Annotated in this window: 15 protein-coding genes; 5 read left to right on the top strand and 10 right to left on the bottom strand. The window is 48.2% G+C overall.

Annotated features, from left to right (window positions below; translation table 11 throughout):
• The first annotated feature begins 28 nt into the window (after window positions 1–28).
• The 4 genes from ACJJIJ_RS05800 (at window position 29) to ACJJIJ_RS05815 (ending at window position 3,441) form a co-directional block, all read left to right on the top strand.
• Window positions 29–907, top strand: a complete 879-nt coding sequence (locus ACJJIJ_RS05800; RefSeq protein WP_252085600.1) for a patatin-like phospholipase family protein — start codon at window positions 29–31, stop codon at window positions 905–907.
• Window positions 908–1,034: 127 nt separating this feature from the next.
• The gene (locus ACJJIJ_RS05805; RefSeq protein WP_252085601.1) at window positions 1,035–1,913 is read left to right on the top strand and encodes a patatin-like phospholipase family protein; all 879 of its coding nucleotides are present in this window, start codon (window positions 1,035–1,037) and stop codon (window positions 1,911–1,913) included.
• A 234-nt stretch (window positions 1,914–2,147) separates the two neighbouring features.
• Complete coding sequence (locus ACJJIJ_RS05810) at window positions 2,148–3,023, top strand: patatin-like phospholipase family protein (RefSeq protein WP_444938901.1); 876 nt, start codon at window positions 2,148–2,150, stop codon at window positions 3,021–3,023.
• Entirely contained in the window at window positions 3,007–3,441 is a 435-nt protein-coding gene (locus ACJJIJ_RS05815) for a nuclear transport factor 2 family protein (protein ID WP_444885221.1), read from the top strand. The genes ACJJIJ_RS05810 and ACJJIJ_RS05815 overlap by 17 nt, the downstream gene beginning before the upstream one ends.
• Before the next feature lie 68 nt (window positions 3,442–3,509).
• Here ACJJIJ_RS05815 and ACJJIJ_RS05820 read toward each other — a convergent pair whose 3' ends face one another.
• From ACJJIJ_RS05820 to ACJJIJ_RS05830, 3 genes are all read right to left on the bottom strand, one after another.
• Entirely contained in the window at window positions 3,510–4,511 is a 1,002-nt protein-coding gene (locus ACJJIJ_RS05820; RefSeq protein ID WP_444938902.1) for an endo alpha-1,4 polygalactosaminidase, read from the bottom strand.
• A 177-nt stretch (window positions 4,512–4,688) separates the two neighbouring features.
• Window positions 4,689–7,265 carry an ATP-dependent helicase HrpB gene (hrpB, locus tag ACJJIJ_RS05825; RefSeq protein ID WP_444938903.1) on the bottom strand — a complete coding sequence of 859 codons (2,577 nt, stop codon included), beginning with the start codon at window positions 7,263–7,265 and terminating at the stop codon, window positions 4,689–4,691.
• A gap of 105 nt (window positions 7,266–7,370) precedes the next feature.
• Entirely contained in the window at window positions 7,371–8,855 is a 1,485-nt protein-coding gene (locus ACJJIJ_RS05830) for an MFS transporter (RefSeq protein ID WP_444938904.1), read from the bottom strand.
• A 379-nt stretch (window positions 8,856–9,234) separates the two neighbouring features.
• Here ACJJIJ_RS05830 and ACJJIJ_RS05835 point away from each other — a divergent pair, with 379 nt between their 5' ends.
• Window positions 9,235–9,696 (top strand): cupin domain-containing protein, encoded by a 462-nt coding sequence (locus tag ACJJIJ_RS05835; protein WP_444938905.1) that lies wholly within the window; start codon window positions 9,235–9,237, stop codon window positions 9,694–9,696.
• Between the two features lie 154 nt (window positions 9,697–9,850).
• On the opposite strand, the gene pcp is transcribed toward ACJJIJ_RS05835, so the two are convergent.
• The 7 genes from pcp to ACJJIJ_RS05870 all read right to left on the bottom strand — a co-directional run bounded on the left by pcp (window position 9,851) and on the right by ACJJIJ_RS05870 (window position 15,724).
• Window positions 9,851–10,519 (bottom strand): pyroglutamyl-peptidase I, encoded by a 669-nt coding sequence (gene pcp / locus ACJJIJ_RS05840; protein WP_444890559.1) that lies wholly within the window; start codon window positions 10,517–10,519, stop codon window positions 9,851–9,853.
• A 94-nt stretch (window positions 10,520–10,613) separates the two neighbouring features.
• On the bottom strand, window positions 10,614–11,033 hold the full coding sequence (locus ACJJIJ_RS05845; protein ID WP_444890558.1) for an ester cyclase: 420 nt from the start codon (window positions 11,031–11,033) through the stop codon (window positions 10,614–10,616).
• Window positions 11,034–11,290: 257 nt separating this feature from the next.
• Window positions 11,291–11,752 (bottom strand): hypothetical protein, encoded by a 462-nt coding sequence (locus ACJJIJ_RS05850; RefSeq protein WP_444938906.1) that lies wholly within the window; start codon window positions 11,750–11,752, stop codon window positions 11,291–11,293.
• A gap of 707 nt (window positions 11,753–12,459) precedes the next feature.
• Window positions 12,460–12,861, bottom strand: coding sequence for a hypothetical protein (locus tag ACJJIJ_RS05855; RefSeq protein WP_444938907.1), 402 nt, complete (start codon window positions 12,859–12,861; stop codon window positions 12,460–12,462).
• Between the two features lie 260 nt (window positions 12,862–13,121).
• Entirely contained in the window at window positions 13,122–13,730 is a 609-nt protein-coding gene (locus ACJJIJ_RS05860) for an OsmC-related (seleno)protein (protein ID WP_444888801.1), read from the bottom strand.
• A 182-nt stretch (window positions 13,731–13,912) separates the two neighbouring features.
• Window positions 13,913–14,368, bottom strand: a complete 456-nt coding sequence (locus ACJJIJ_RS05865) for a hypothetical protein (protein WP_444909833.1) — start codon at window positions 14,366–14,368, stop codon at window positions 13,913–13,915.
• 282 nt (window positions 14,369–14,650) lie between these two features.
• Entirely contained in the window at window positions 14,651–15,724 is a 1,074-nt protein-coding gene (locus tag ACJJIJ_RS05870; RefSeq protein ID WP_444938908.1) for a 3-deoxy-7-phosphoheptulonate synthase, read from the bottom strand.
• Window positions 15,725–15,783 lie beyond the last annotated feature (59 nt).

The raw sequence follows: 15,783 nt of genomic DNA on the forward strand, positions 1-15,783 counted from the left end.
GGTTATTGCTAGGCGGAGCAATTAAAGGGTGTTTGATCAGGTGGTATTTGCCGGTGGGGGTGGGCGCTGTACCTGGCAAATTGGGTTTTGGGAAGTGATTGCCGACCAGATAAAGCTCAAACCGAGAGTGCTCACAGGGGTTTCTGCGGGGGCCATGATTGCAGGTTTGATATTGATTGGTAGAGCAACTGCTTCGGTGGATTACTTCTCATCGGTATTCAATGCGAATCCTCGCAATGTGTATTGGAGAAACCTTTTGGGTAAGGCGCCAGTGTTTCCCCATTATGAAATCTATAGGGAAGGTATCCAAGAGCTGTTTAGCGACCGCTTTAAAGACTTGAAATCCGCCGCGGAACTCAGGGTTGCTGTTTCCCGGCCACCCAATTGGCTGCCAGCATCAGTGGCATTGGCTGTTGGAGGGGCAATTTATTATTCCAACAAATATTTGCACCGCAAAATGCATCCAAAAGTGGCGCGGCGGTTGGGTTACAAACAGGATTTTTTCTGCGCTCAGGAATGTACTGATATCGGAGAATTTACGCAGCTGATCCTGAGTTCATCGTGCACACCACCATTTACGCCAAGGTTGAGTTTGGCGGGGAAAAAAGTTTTGGATGGTGGGGTAGTGGACAATGTACCGGTTGAGGGCATTGACCCTGGTGAAGGGCGAGTGCTTATTTTACTGACCCGTCGCTATCGGGGCTTTCCCGATTGGTTTACCCAGTCTCAAGGCAGGCAATTGTGGACTTATGTGCAGCCATCACAGTCGCCCCCCATTAGTGTTTGGGACTTCACTAATCCTGAAGGCTTGATCAATGCTTATGAAATAGGGCGCCGCGATGGACGTATATTTATGCAGAACATGTTGGCTGAGCGGGGTTTTTATACGGGCTCGCAGAAAAAGTAACCCGGTATTTTAACCGGCATAAACAGTTGCCAAGAGATGATTGCTACAGATTAGATTTATTCAACGGGGGAAGTTCGGTAAGTGCCGGCTCAGGAAGAGCGGTACAGTGGTAACAGGGAGCTTTTCAATGTTTGATCAGGTAGTTTTTGCCGGCGGTGGCGGCCGTTGTATCTGGCAGATTGGTTTTTGGGAATCTGTATCTGGTGAAATCAATCTATCCCCCAGAGTGGTGAGTGCTGTGTCGGCGGGTGGTCTTGTGGCGGGCTTACTGCTGATCGACAGGGGCCCGGAGGCGGTGGACTATGTTCGCTCAGTTTTTAGTACCAATCGCAAAAATATCTATTGGGGTAATTTATTTAGGCAGGAGGCGGTTTTTCCCCAATACGCTATCTGCCGCGATGGGATTCGACAGCTGTTTGAAAACGGGCCTCAGGCCCTGCAGAGTGTGGCTGAGCTGCGTCTGGCGGTTAGCCACCCGCCCGCCTGGATGTACGGCCCTTTGGCGCTAACTTTTGGTGCAGTTATTTATTATGCCGACAAGGGATTTACCCGCAATCTGCACTCCACGGCAGCCACTAAACTTGGCTTCCGCCAGAATTTTTACCGCGCTCAAGATTGTAAGAATATGGATGAACTGGAACATCTAATTCTGAGTTCCTCTTGCACCCCCCCATTTACTCCAAGGCTCCATCTGAATGGCAGGGAAATTCTGGATGGCGGAATCGTGGACAATGTGCCGGTTGGCGGTTTGGATAGCAAAGAGGGCAGGGTGTTAATTCTGCTAACCAGTCGCTTCCGTGATTTCCCTGACTGTTTCACCCAGCGTCAAGGTGAACAGCTATGGACCTATGTGCAGCCCTCTAAAACGTTGCCGATTAAAGTGTGGGATTTCACTAACCCGGAAGCGGTTAACAAGACTTTGGAGATAGGTCGAGCTGATGGTAAGGCCGTATTGAGAAGGCTTAGAGAGGGCTCAACCCTTAGTGATGACCTAATCGCGCTTTAAGTTAATTTTGCTGATTAATTTTAAAAGTTGGGTGACTCCGCGTGGGAGTATAGGGGGCTGCTTTCTTGGTGGAAATGCCTGGGATGGCAGTGCTGAGGCCTCTGGTTGCACTAGCCTGCTGAATCCATTAGCTTATGCAATTAGTTGCATATAAGCTTTGTGCGGCGGTGCCCTAAGTGGAGAGCGGCTTTAGGCTTTACAAGGGCAGTTTGCCCATTGAACAGGAAAGGATGCATGTTTGATCAGGTTGTATTTGCAGGTGGCGGCGGTCGCTGTACCTGGCAGATTGGCTTTTGGGAGTCTGTTGCCGCAGAAATCGGGCTGTCTCCGAGGCGGGTAACCGCAGTTTCTGCTGGGGGGCTAATGGCAAGCCTGATCCTGATGGGGCGTATTGAGGCGGGTAGGGAGCACTTCTGGTCGGCTTTTGCCGCCAACCGCAAGAACGCTTATTGGGGCAACGTGCTAAAGAAAGAGCGGGTGTTTCCCCAGTACGGAATTTACCGCAATGCCATGCTGGATTTATTTCGCGATGGCCTTGAGCCCCTGAGTGCGGCTGCAGATTTGCAGATTGGTGTTGTACACCCGCCGCGCCTTTTGCCCGCAGGGTTGGCGTTTGGGGTGGGGGCTTTGGCCTATTACACCGATAAGCACTTATTGCGCAGTCTTCATCCAAAAATAGCTCTGGGCCTGGGTTTCAAGCAGAACTTTTACCGCGCACAGGATTGCCAGAGTGTGGAAGAGTTGGTGGAGCTCATTCTTTGCTCATCCTGTACGCCGCCTTTTACACCGCGTTTGCGTCGTGCAGGAGATCCCGTGCTCGATGGTGGAGTCGTGGACAATATCCCCGTGGCTGGGCTGGATAGTGAGGCGGGACGGGTGTTGATTCTGCTCAGCCGCTGTTACCCCCGCTATCCAAGCCGCTTCACCAGGCGCCGCGGAGAGCAGCTTTGGACCTATGTGCAGCCCTCGCGGCCGCCTTATCTCAGCGTTTGGGACTACACCAACCCTGAGTTGGCACAAAAGACTTACGAGCTCGGCCGTACCGATGGTCGGGAGTTTTTACAAAAACATATGCTTGAACAGGAGATGCTCGATGAGCAATACCAATAACCCAATAGCGGAATCAATCGCCCTGTGGCACGAGATGGTTGCGGAGCGGGACCTCAGTCGCCTGCCCACTATCGTTGCGGAGGATGCGGTATTCCGCTCACCGGCGTTCTTTAAGCCTTACCACAGCTCTGCGGCGGTCTGCCTGATCCTCAATACAGTGATGCAGGTATTTGAAAGCTTTGAATATGATCGCAGCTTCACCACCGAGTCAGGCCGCGATTTGGCTTTGGAGTTTAAGGCCAGCATCGGTGACAAGAGCCTTAAAGGGCTGGATATCATTCGCTTTGATGAGAATGGCAAGATCGTGGAGTTTGAGGTGATGATACGTCCCCTCAACGCCCTGCAGAAGCTGGCGGAAGAGATGTCCGGCCGCCTGTCCCAGTATGTGACTCAGTACAAGGACTCCCAGCCGGCCTGATTTCCAATTTCCACCCATCCAGTTGGTGATGGGTGGAGTTTTAGGCTCCATGAAAGTGAGGTTTACGCTTATTCCTCGGTTTCGAGGGAATCGAAATACTCAAAAACGTCGATGCCATCCATATAAGCACCATCGAAGCCCGCATCTACGATCCTGAAGATATAGGAGCTGTTGTTGCCATAGATAATGTCCTGCCAGCCGGCTTTCCAGTACTCCACGTAATAGTTGCCCGATTCATTGGGGACTTCGTCCAGTAGCCAGGCCGGTGGATCGGCGGGCCAGGAGCTTTGCCAGTAGTAGCGGTTACTCTGGGCCATGCCAATATTGACATAGGCCATCAGCAGGCGATTCCTGCCATTGTTCTTCTTCTTTAATTGCTTGATCTGCTCTTCGGTATAGGTCTGGTTATCCCTAAAGAATAAGTCGATGATCAGCAGGTCGTAGTCGGTTTCGGATAACTTGTCCACGAATTCCTGGGGTGTGGAGAAGCTCGTAGTATTGGTGATATTAAGGAAATTTTTGACATCTTCCAGTTTATCAATGTCGTCATTGTTCACATTGAAAGGTTTTTCTGGGTAGGAAGGAATATTGTCCAGAAGCGTATCGTCGGCAGCGAAGGAGACGTAGCCGGCGTTTTCGTTCTTCTCGTAAGACTCGTCAATATTGCGTTCGCTATTGGCAAAATCGGTCACCAGGATTTCACGGCCTTTCTCTTTGGCCAGGTTGAGATAGTCCTGCAGGCGCTTACTTTCAGTTTCACTGGTGGGTTGGTCTACATTACCGTTCTGCCCAAAGAAGACCGCCTCCTGGGCGATACCATCGGTAGAGTTCACATAGGCGTCATCTACCGGGCCATTGGTCCTGGTATTGGTGGTGATCAGCTCAATACCGTTTTGCGGAACGATAATAAAGTCTCGCTCAAGGCCCTTTGCATACTTGCTGATATCCTCCACAAACAGGCGCATTTCTTCATCGTAATCGATATTTACGGGAATAATGATGTCGGGTAAATCATCACTACAGCCAAGAAAGAGTAGTGGGCTGAAAAATAGCGCTAGCTTCCTATGCAAGGTCGTTCTCCAACTAGATGTAATAGTTAAGCTTAGATGTTTTGTCTGTTAGTAATCTATTGGCAGAAAAGTACAGATATTGTTCCCCATTGGCAAACGCCAACTTAAATTGCTGCAATCTAGTGGGGGATTGCTGAATGTGGACTTAACAGGGCTGAAAAACTTGATTTGGGGCTCTTAGGAGCCCCTGGGGTTATCCATTCTCTTTTTAGTCTTGTTGGTGGCGACCGCGGTACGGGGGTCATCTGGCCAGTAGTGCTTCTGATATTTGATACGCAACTCCTTTTTGACCTCTTCGTAGGTGTTTGCCCAAAAATTAGCCAGATCGCGAGTGATCTGTACCGGGCGACGAGCAGGGGAGAGCAGGTGAATCATTAGCGGGTATCCCCCACGCAAAACTGCGGGGGTTTGTGCCAGGCCGAAGAGTTCCTGTAAGCGCACAGCCAGGATTGGTGGGGATGCTTCGTAATCGATAGCAATGCGTGAGCCGCTGGGTACGGTGTAGTGGCTGGGAGCCAGCTCATCAACCTGCTGAATATGGGCCCAGTCGAGTTGTGCGCGCAGAATATTGAGCAGGTCCAGCTGCTTGAGCTGCTCAAATTTATGGAAGCCATGTAGATGCGGTAATAGCCAGCGCTCAAGGTCCTGCAACAGCGTATCATCACTCCAGTCGGGCAGCGGAGTGCCTTCCAGTGGTGACTTGCCACTTTCCTCCTTTCGCAAAAACGCCACCCGCGCGCGAAATTGTAGGGCTTCTTTACTCCAAGGCAGTAGAGAAAGCCCTTTTTGGCGAATGGCATCAAGTAGTGCCCGGCTCAATAACTCTGATGGAACATCTTTGGCGACTTGCTGCTGCAGCACTAGTTTGCCCAGTGTGACCTGCTCCAGGGCTTCGGCACGCCCGGCGGTATCATCCCAGCGAATAGTGGTATTTTTCTCGATTTGGTCGGAAAAACAGCGCTGTAAGGCGTTTTTTGAAATTGGAGCGGCCTGCTGGATTCTCGCATCGCGCCCCAGTCCATCCAGTTCGGCAACCACAAGGAAGTCGCTGAGAGCCAGGGCGTCTTCGTGCGAGAAATGTGCGCCTCGGCCGCTGCAAAGCAGGTAGCGGCGTGCACTATCTTGGCGGCTTTTGGCAATTCTATCCGGATAGGCGAGCCCCAATAGCACCCCGACTCTATCGGCCTGATCAATACTATCGCTGATACGAGGTTCTTGCGGCTTGAAATCCTTTAATTGCCCTTGCCAAGTGTTGGCTTGCTGGCGAATACGTTGCACCGCACCGCGGTCGATATTTTGCCCCTTAGGATGGGCCTGTAGTGCTTCGATACGTTTGCTGATGTCTCTATCCCAGCGTGCTTCCCCCCGGAAGATATCCCTCTCTGACAGTAGCGCCGCGAGTAGGCAGGCCTGTTGTGATAGATGCCAGTCGAGGCTGCGAAGCATCATATGGGCGAGGCGTGGATGGCAACCCAGGGATAGCATGGCGCTGCCGTGTGGAGTGATGCGCAAGTCTTGGTCTAGTGCGCCCAGTTGCTTTAATAGTGCCTGGGCTTGGGCTAGAGGACCTGTGGGGGGAAGGTCCAGCCAGCTCAGGTCGGTGGGATCACTGACTCCCCACTGGGCTAATTCCAGCGCCAGGGGGGCCAAATCGCTGCGTATTATTTCGGGGGTGTTTTTACTGCTGAGGCTGCGTTGGCGGCCCTCGCTCCACAGTCGCAGGCAGAACCCTTCGCTGAGGCGCCCGGCGCGGCCGCTGCGCTGGGTGGCAGAGGCTTGTGAGATTCGGCAGGTCTCCAGCCGATTCATACCGCTGTTAGGATCGAAGCGAGACTCTCGCATTAAGCCGGAATCCACAACTATGCTGATTCCCTCAATCGTCAGGCTGGTTTCTGCCACATTGGTTGCTAGCACCACTTTGCATTGATCGGGAGCGGCCGGGGCGATGGCCTGATCCTGCTGTTCGCGGGTCAAGTCTCCATAAAGTGGGGTGAGAATAATGCTATCTGGTTTGAGACCATCCGCAGAGGCGAGTTGTTCGCGCAGTAACTCCTCCACCTTGCGAATCTCGGAAACTCCCGGAAGAAATGCGAGTACACTGCCTGACTCTTTGCGAAGTGCTTCGAGAATCTTGCGGCTCATGAGCGTGGGCATAGAGCGGTGATCTTCAGGATCCTCCCGCTGGCCAAGGTAATCGATATGTACGGGGAAGCTGCGCCCCTCACTACTGACCACTGGCGCACCGCCGAGCACCCTGGCTACCGCCTCGGTTTCCAGGGTTGCAGACATCACCAATAGTTTCAGGTCTTCGCGCAGATATTCCTGGGATTGCAGGCACAGTGCCAGGGATAGGTCGGCTTGCAGGCTGCGCTCGTGAAACTCATCAAAAATAACCAGCGAGGTTTCTGACAGTTCCGGATCAGACTGTAGCAGCCGGGTAAGAATACCTTCAGTAACAACCAGGATACGGGTTTTCGCACTTCGCCGCCGTTCCCCGCGGACCTGGTAACCCACAGTCTCGCCTAGCTTCTCTCCGAGCTGGGCAGCCATACGTGCCGCAGCCGTGCGCGCAGCCAGGCGACGGGGCTCCAACATAATGATATTGCGTTGCCCCAACCAATCGGTTTCGAGCAGGGCCAAGGGAACAACGGTAGTCTTGCCTGCGCCAGGAGGAGCTTGCAGTACCACATTGTTGTGTATTTCCAGTGCTTTGAATAACTCTGGTAGGGCGGAATAAATTGGTAACTCTGGCATAGCAGAGAATTATAGAGGATTAAGGGATGTGAGTGTATGGGGCTATTGTACTCCTACAAAGTAGTAATTATTTGGCACTGAGTACTATTTGTAACTGATGACTACTTATAATGCCCCATCTTTGCTAAGAAACTGAGTGGTATTTCTGAAAAGTAAACTAGCCAGTAACCCAGTCAGCGATAAGCAGAGAAAAGCGATCATTAACGCATGAAATCCAGAGTGAAATGATGCTTGCCCCCACTCCAAAACCTGAGAATGTAGCGAAGAATCTGGGAAAAATTTTGTTATGTTTTTAAGAGGTTGAGCTCCAGTTATAAAGGGGAGAACATCCAACATACTAACTTGGTACTCATTGGGGAGAGTTTCTTTTGAGAGCTTTGTGAAAGTTCGGACACTGACAGTGCTTACTATTATTCCTGTGAATGATATTCCTGCAGCATACCAGAGGTAGGTGTTAGAGATGAACAGCCCATAAGCTGCTCCCTTTTCATTTTTTGGGGCACTTTGAACTGCTGCAAGATTGGTTGAGGAGTACATTATTCCAGCAGTAATGCCCATAAAAACCATGCCGAATATGAGGTAATGCCAGGACAGTTTATCTGGCATCAGTATTAGTGATAGAGCAGCTGTTAGGCAGGTAAATTGGGCAAAGACGATGGAGGGGATGGGGTTAAATTTATTATTGAATATTCCAGTTGCAATTGAGGAAAAACATAAGAATATTGTCATTGTGAGAATGATGAGGCCAACCTTGGCAGCTTCATAACCAAGTATATTCTCTAGGTATAAAGGTAAAATAAATAAGAAAGAGCCAAATATCATTTGAAAGCATGCACGAGTTATAAGTAATCCTTGGAAAAGTTTGCTTTGGAGTAGGTTTAAGTTTATCAATGGTTGGGGTAAGGTTCTCTGCCATAGGAAAACAAAAATTAAGATTACTAAAGAAGATACAAGAGGCAGAATAAACTGAAAGCTGGCTATTCCTTTGTGAGGTTCAAGGTTAAGTGAAAGTAATATTAGGAGGTAGGCAGCAAGAATAAGAAATCCTGATTTGTAATGGATATATATTTTTTTGTTTTGAACGTCTCTTTTTGCGAAAATTTGCAAGATGGCGAGACATAATAAGCATACAGGAATATTGATTAAAAAGGCCCATCTCCAACCAAGGTGGGTGACAATAAAGCCGCCTAGAATCGGGCCTATTGACTGAGCTGTAGCGGTAAAGATCACCAGTAGGCCAACGGCTAGGCCTTGTTCAGACTTTTGAAAGTGGCTTTCCGCTAGAACAAAAATCATGCCGAAAGAGGCTGCCATGCCAGATCCTTGTATAAACCTGCCGGCGATTATGGTCTCAAGGTTGGGGGCTACACTGGCAATTACTGATCCTAGAAGAAAAATGGTTATGCCCAGCATGAGGGTGTTTTTATGACCAAATCGATCTCCAAACTTACCCGTAGTAATGATTAGCCCGCCCATAGCAATAAGATAAATATTGTTAACCCACTGCAGCTGATAGATTTTTGCGGAAAAATTTTCTCCTATAGTAGGGATCGCAAGGTTGATCACGGTGACATCAATATTGATGATCATTAGGCCAAGTCCAAGGCCGCCTAGTACCCACCATCGATGTTGATAAGGAAGTTCCGTTTGGTTACTCATGCCGTCCAATTAATCATGACTTTAGGGAAAGTGAGGGGATCTTTTTAGCTTGTAAGTAAAATATCTCAATAAATGAAGATGTATCTGCTATCAGAATTTTGGAGTGTCTCTAGAATCTCATTATGTATGGTAATTGAATGCTTGATATTAGAAGTTATAGCTTTGTTATAGGGGAGCTATTACTTATTGGGTTGGACAGTAACAATATATGACAGTGATGTTCATTATTTGGTTGTCTACTTGAACCTATCAAATTTTAGGGGGCATCTATTGTTGATTAAGTTGATCTGAAATCTGAGTGGAGAAAGGTATGGGGCTAAATTTAAGGCGTGTAGTAACAGGGCATGATAATTCTGGTAGACCTATTGTGGTTCTAGATGACAGCGGTGAACATATATCTAGCTGGCGCTCGCATATGGAACAGCAACAATTCTGGACGACAGTTGAGCTGCCCGTAGAGATTGACTCAGAGAATAGTGATAAGGGCGCACGTGAGGTTGGCACTGTGATACCTGGTGGCTCAATCTTCAAGGTGGTGGAGTTTGGTCCTGGGGTAACTCCTCGTATACACCGCACAGATAGCCTGGATTATGCAATTGTACTCTCCGGAGAGATCGACATGGAGATGGGGGGGGATACGGTAATCCACTTATCGGAAGGTGATGCTTTAATTCAGCGAGCTACCATTCATAACTGGGTCAATCGGGGAGATAAACCCTGCAGAATTGCGTTCGTATTAATCAGTGCCCAGGGCGATACTGCTATCGGTTAGCGACGGACTATTAAAAGCTAGTGGAGAAGGATATGCCACCCATGAGTTAAGTGAAGAATTATTGATTGTGAGCCTATCGGAGCAGGTTTGCTTTTCATTAGAAATACATCTCTCTGGGCATCAGGCAGTGTAAATATTCAACACTGAAACCGGGCTAAATTTGGGGCTTGGAGAGAATAGGTTCATCAATATCCTCAGTGTGCCCCAGTGCAGCTTCAATTCCGGCATGTACTCCGAGAGCCGCTGTCTCTCTCGACATGCTGGGGGTGCCGATGTTTTCTGCCAGCGCGGCTACTTGAGGTAATTGAGGAAGGTGTATCCAGCCTGCGCGAATATCCAGCTGATTGGTAATAATATAGTGAAGTACCCCATACATCAGGTGGTTACAGCAGAAGGTGGCGGCAGTGTCGGAAATATCTGCGGGAGCACCGGCATTGCGCATGGCTTTTACCATTGCGCGAAGCGGTAGATTACTGCGATAGGCCACCGGGCCATTGGGTATGGTGGGCTCATCCTGCATCTCCACCCCACGGTTATCTTTAAGGCGGTAGCGTGTTGAGTCATTATAGTTTTGTGCAATTCTCTCTACAGTGATAACTGCACGGCCGGCATATTCACCGAGCATCATCACTACTTGTGGGCGAAGTTCGTTAATAGCTCTCGTGACGACCTCGATACATTCGAAAAAATTGTTTGGCACAAGTAGGCCGCAGACTTCAGCGCTGCCAATACGGGTGCCATCCAGTACACGCATCACGGATTCGGCCGGATTGATTGGTGTATGGCCAAAGGGTTCAAATCCAGTAACAAGAACTTTTGTCATGGCAGTTTATTGTTGATAGTAATTCGATGAGATCAGTATCTAACTAAATCCCCGAATTCACATTTGCCAGATCCGGGGTTTTAGTTCCTAGGGTTTACTTGATCAGCCCCAACTCCTCAAGGAAAGAGTATTTATCCCAATCCACCCAGCTTTCTACCATCTTTCCACCTTCGTAGCGATCGGTATGGGTGCCTGTCCAGCTGCTGGTTTTATTGGTGGCCTCATACTGCATGAATTTACCTGTGTGAGTGGCCGTTACGCGCCAACGGGTACATACATAATCACCCTCTGCAACTTGCAGTAAAATCTCCATTTTTACGTCGGAGAAGCTATTGTGAAACTCCTTCACTAAGTCTTGCCACTCTTCCAGTGTTTCTGTTGATGTACCTCCAGAGGCATCTGGCATTTGGTGATTTTTGTAATTGGCAGATAAATAATCTGAGGCTTCATGTGGGGTATTGTCCCCCCAGAGCTCAAGTAACTTTTTAGAAGTTGCTTTATGGTTGGCGGACATAGTGCTCTCCAAGATTGTGGATGGCGACATTTGTGTTGTTAGGCAGGGCAAGCATAGTGTAGAGAAGGAAAAATGCCCTATTGAGGCTGCTAGAAATTTTCCTTTTACACGGCTATTCGACCAGTCTTCCGATTGCGTATTGTTTTGATATTGTTCGACAAAGGTTTCAGAAAGGTTCAATCAACAAGAAAGGGGCCTTGCGGCCCCTTTAGTTTGCTTCGCAAACTCTATTGATAGGTCATCAGTTACTCATACTGTTAGCGGTAGTTACTGATGCACTGATTGTATTCGCGGATGTAGACCTTACCACCATTCGCATGGTTACGGTTCGCTTTGTCTGCCGCGAAATTCATGCAGCCTCTTACTTGGTCTTGAGTCAGACCGTAGTAGCGAGGCGTAGGCGCACGCCAATAGTAGTTAGGTCGAGAACCGCGCCAGTAATAACGAGGCTGAGAACCGCGCCAGTAGTAACGGGGCTGAGAACCGCGCCAATACATATTTCTGGGCTGCTCATATTGACGGATAGCAGTGGGCGGATTTACTGGGTAAAAATAACGGCCTTGTTCATTAAAGGCATAAAAGGTATTTCCGCTTTGATAGTAAGTCTTGCCGAGTATTTGTACTGGTGAAGAGCCGGCAGGTAGCTGAGCGAGACGCTCTTGGGCTACACCGTACCCCGCAAGAGAGAACAGTAAGATCATTGAAAATAAATAGCGCATAACGTTTTCTCCTTCTCCCAACTTGGCAACAAGTCTACTCAAATGTGTGTTGTGTCCCAATGCGCTCTATTGGAAGTTTCGGTTGCTTCACCACTAGTTTTAAAGACTACAACGAAATAAAGGAAAATAAACCAATAGTAAAGTTTTCTGATATTTTCTTGGGGTGCAAAAATTGCTCTAATTGATGATGTTTTTAGGGAATTTAAATTCTACTACATGGCAAAGGTAACAACAGGGCAGGTAAAAGTGTTTTTCAGTTGGGGGGATATGAAGTTGATTATCTTTTGGTCGTCTAGCCCTGAAAAGGGCTTTGCCATGAGATGAATGTATTTTTTTATTTTCAGTTGCGTGGCTGTGGGGGGGGGATTCTGTGAGTATTAATGATACCTGTTGTGTTTAACCTATATAAGGACACTAGTGGGGCCTGCTTTTCTGGAGGTGCGGATGTCTTCCAGGGAGTGATGTTTGCCATGCAGAGCAGGGTTGGCTAGTGGCTGGATAGGGTATTTACTATGTTTTATTGCTACATCGGTTGACTTGGTGGGATTGTTGCTTTGTATTTGGCTGGTTTTGATAGTTCTTAATCTCTTATCATAGTGTATCAAAGCGTATTGTTGAGCGCAGATGAAAAGTCACCCAGTCTAGCTATTAGTCGCTCGCAAAAGATGGGGGGGTTAAAAAGTCTTCTGAATTAAGCTCCTCATTTACTACGGGTTTGGTAATAGCCTACGGGTGTTTTCTAAACACATATTGTATTCGCGTATATAGACTTTGCCGCCCTTAGCAGGATTGGCATTAGCCTTGTCTGCTGCCATATTCATACAGCCTGCAATTTGTCCTCGAGTCAGCCGCGGCCCTGGTTCCGGACGAGTAGAACGAAAAGATAGGTTTCTTGGGCGTTCATATTGGCGAATAGCGGTAGGAGGATCTACCGGATAGTAGTAACGTCCCTTTTCACTAAATGCATAGAAGTTATTGCCACTTTGGTAGTAAGTTTTTCCGAAAATTTGTAGTGGCTGGGCGTCAGCTGGAAGTTGTGCGAGTCGCTCTTGAGCAGTGCTGAGATTGGCAAAGTATAATAACAATAGTACCAAAAATAAAAAATGCATTCTGCGACCTCCCTCGCGCAACCTAGCAGAATTTTACTTTAGTCAAATGTAAGCCCCAATGTGTGTTTTAGGGCTCCTATCTGCTGTGAGAAAGATAATTTTAATGCGATTTATAAAGACATTTTCACTTTTCTACAAAAATTGAGCAAAATAATCTATAGGTGGTTTTACATAGGGGGTAAAGGTCTAAATTCAGAAGCTTTTGGTTTCATGGTCTGTCTGTTAGCGCTTCACCCTGAGTATCACGAAGCCAGCTTGGTTTATGTAAAAGGTATAGGTTTGTCGTTGAGATAAAGAGAGGTTGTGACAGGTGTGGCTTTGGCTACCGTTTGCAGCGACATACAGGCTTGCCGGCAGCAGTGGGCAAACTCCACGAGTTTTTCCTCCGTCTCATCACTTTCTATAATCAAGTGAATCTCCACCCGGTCACCCTGGCCAAATACCTTTTCGGGTTGAATTCCACCAAAGTTAAGAGTGGTTGAAAATTCGGTCTTTTGTTCAAGCCTAACCTGCTTAAGTTGAATATTAGAGAGTTGTGCCAGCATCTCTACATGAGACATCATGCAGAGTGCCAACCCTGCAGAAAAGTACATGATGGGTGATGGAGCGCTACCCCGGCCTCCAACCGCAGTTCCTTCATCACATATCAGCTCCCAAGTTCCTCCATTAGGTACATTCGAGAAAATAGTTGCCTTCTTTAGGTGATGTCCTTGGGGCATTTGTTCCACATTGATATGGGCATGAAATCTTAAAAGCTCCCCCTGTTTCACTTTGTCCAGGTGAGGTGGAGGAAATGTATCTTGCTCAGCGTCATCATTAAGCTTACGAACAATGGTTGTCGAGGACATATCCCATTCTACGGACTCCATAGTGGGTACCTCTTAATGGTTGTGGGTTGGCTTTGAAAGTGCCAGATGCTGAAAAGAGTATATAAATGTCGGTAGTTTAGAGTTTCTGCTGAGGGCTCCCCAATTGCTGGGGGAAAATCAGGGTGTTTAAATGTGATGTTTTTCGCAGAGCCTTTAGGAATTATGGTATCTGTCTAATGATCTTAGTCAAGCAGTGCTAGGCCTGTCCGTTGTTCTAACTCATAAGCATAGCGTTGAGCTTCTTTTAATTGCTGGTAGGACCTTGCAGTAATGCCCTCATTAAAAGTCGCGTATTTGAAAATAAGCACTACCTGATAGCTGGTATGGCCACTTCTGCTCTCTTTAGAGTGGTAAGAGTAGGAAACTATTTTAATACCTTTGAAAATCGTGAGAGGCTTTTCTTCTGTCCAGTTGTGCCAGAGAATTCGATTTTGAGACACGTATTGCCTAGTTTCAAAATCAATATAGTGATCTTTCTTGAACGAAAAAGTGATTACGGCGAGAAGGCAAAGTAGGGTGGTGGCAATCCAGGAGAATACAGAGCCAGTATCTAGGGCAAAGCTAAGGCTCACAAAGAGCCATATCAGAACAAAACCACCCAGTATATAGGTAAGTATTTTATTAGACTGCAGTTCCATTTAGCTGCTTCTATTCTAAAAAATTTATTCTTGATCAATATTTATACAGGTTTGGTTCCCTGCCTATCTGGAAAACTGGGGGAAAACCGCTTCCTATGCCCTGTTTACTGTGGGGAGGGTACTCCTACGGCGTCCCATTGTCAGCCTTTCTGAGGCTTTTGGTGGTTAGGAGATATCTAAGCTCGCCATGAGGGCGCTTGGGAGGGGCTGGCAGCCAGTATTAGAAATAAATAGCTGCCAGTTAGAGAAAGGGGGGGCACAGCCCCCTATAAAGTCACATACTTAGAAAGTTCTACTCTTCAGTGGCTCTCGCAATTGTTCGGCCATACCCAGTAATAGGGACTCGGTAGTTTCCCAATCGATACACTTGTCGGTAACAGAGACGCCGTATTCCAGGTCATTCAGATTGGCGGGAATCTTCTGATTACCGGCTTTCAGATTACTCTCCACCATAATGCCAATAATTGATTGATTACCATCAAGAATCTGGTGAGTCACGTTATCTACCACCAGGGGCTGTAATTCGTGATTTTTATTGGAGTTGGCGTGGCTGCAGTCGACCATGATATTGGGGGTAATACCGGCGCTACGCAGTTCCTTTTCACACATGGCAACACTGACCGAATCGTAATTCGGTTTTTCATTACCGCCGCGAAGCACAACATGGCCATAAGGGTTGCCGGAGGTATGAATAATGGCAACCTGACCGCGCTTGTTGATACCGAGGAATCTGTGGGGATTAGCGACAGATTGCAAGGCATTAATCGCTACTTCTAATCCGCCATCGGTACCATTCTTAAAGCCCACAGCAGAGGAGAGGCCGCTGGCCATTTCCCGGTGGGTTTGGGATTCGGTAGTACGTGCGCCAATGGCTGACCAGGAAATCAGATCTTGCAGGTATTGGGGAGAGATTGGATCCAGTGCTTCTGTCGCGGTGGGCAGCCCCAGTTCGGCGACATCTAAAAGTAGCTTGCGGCCGATATGAAGGCCTTCCTCAATCTTGAAGGAATCATTCAAGTGGGGATCGTTAATCAGGCCCTTCCAACCAACTGTGGTGCGGGGCTTTTCGAAATAGACTCGCATTACTATCAGCAGGGTATCGGAAACCTTATCTGCCACCGCTTTCAGGCGCTTGGCATAATCCATTGCAGCGTCCACATCGTGAACGGAGCAAGGTCCGATAACCACCATCAAGCGGTGGTCTTTACGATCGAGGATATCACGCACGGCGCTGCGCCCTTTGGCGACGGTCGCTTCGGCTGCATCGCTAATGGGTAGCTCTGCTTTCAGCATCTCCGGGCTGATCAGGACTTCCTGGGAGACGACATTCAGGTCGTCGAACTGCTGTGTAGTCATAGCGTCTTCTGATTACTCTGTTCCTTAGTGCCGCTCTGCACCTGCAGGCGGATGACTTA

Source organism: Microbulbifer mixtoriginis (SeqCode), assembly GCF_052467945.1.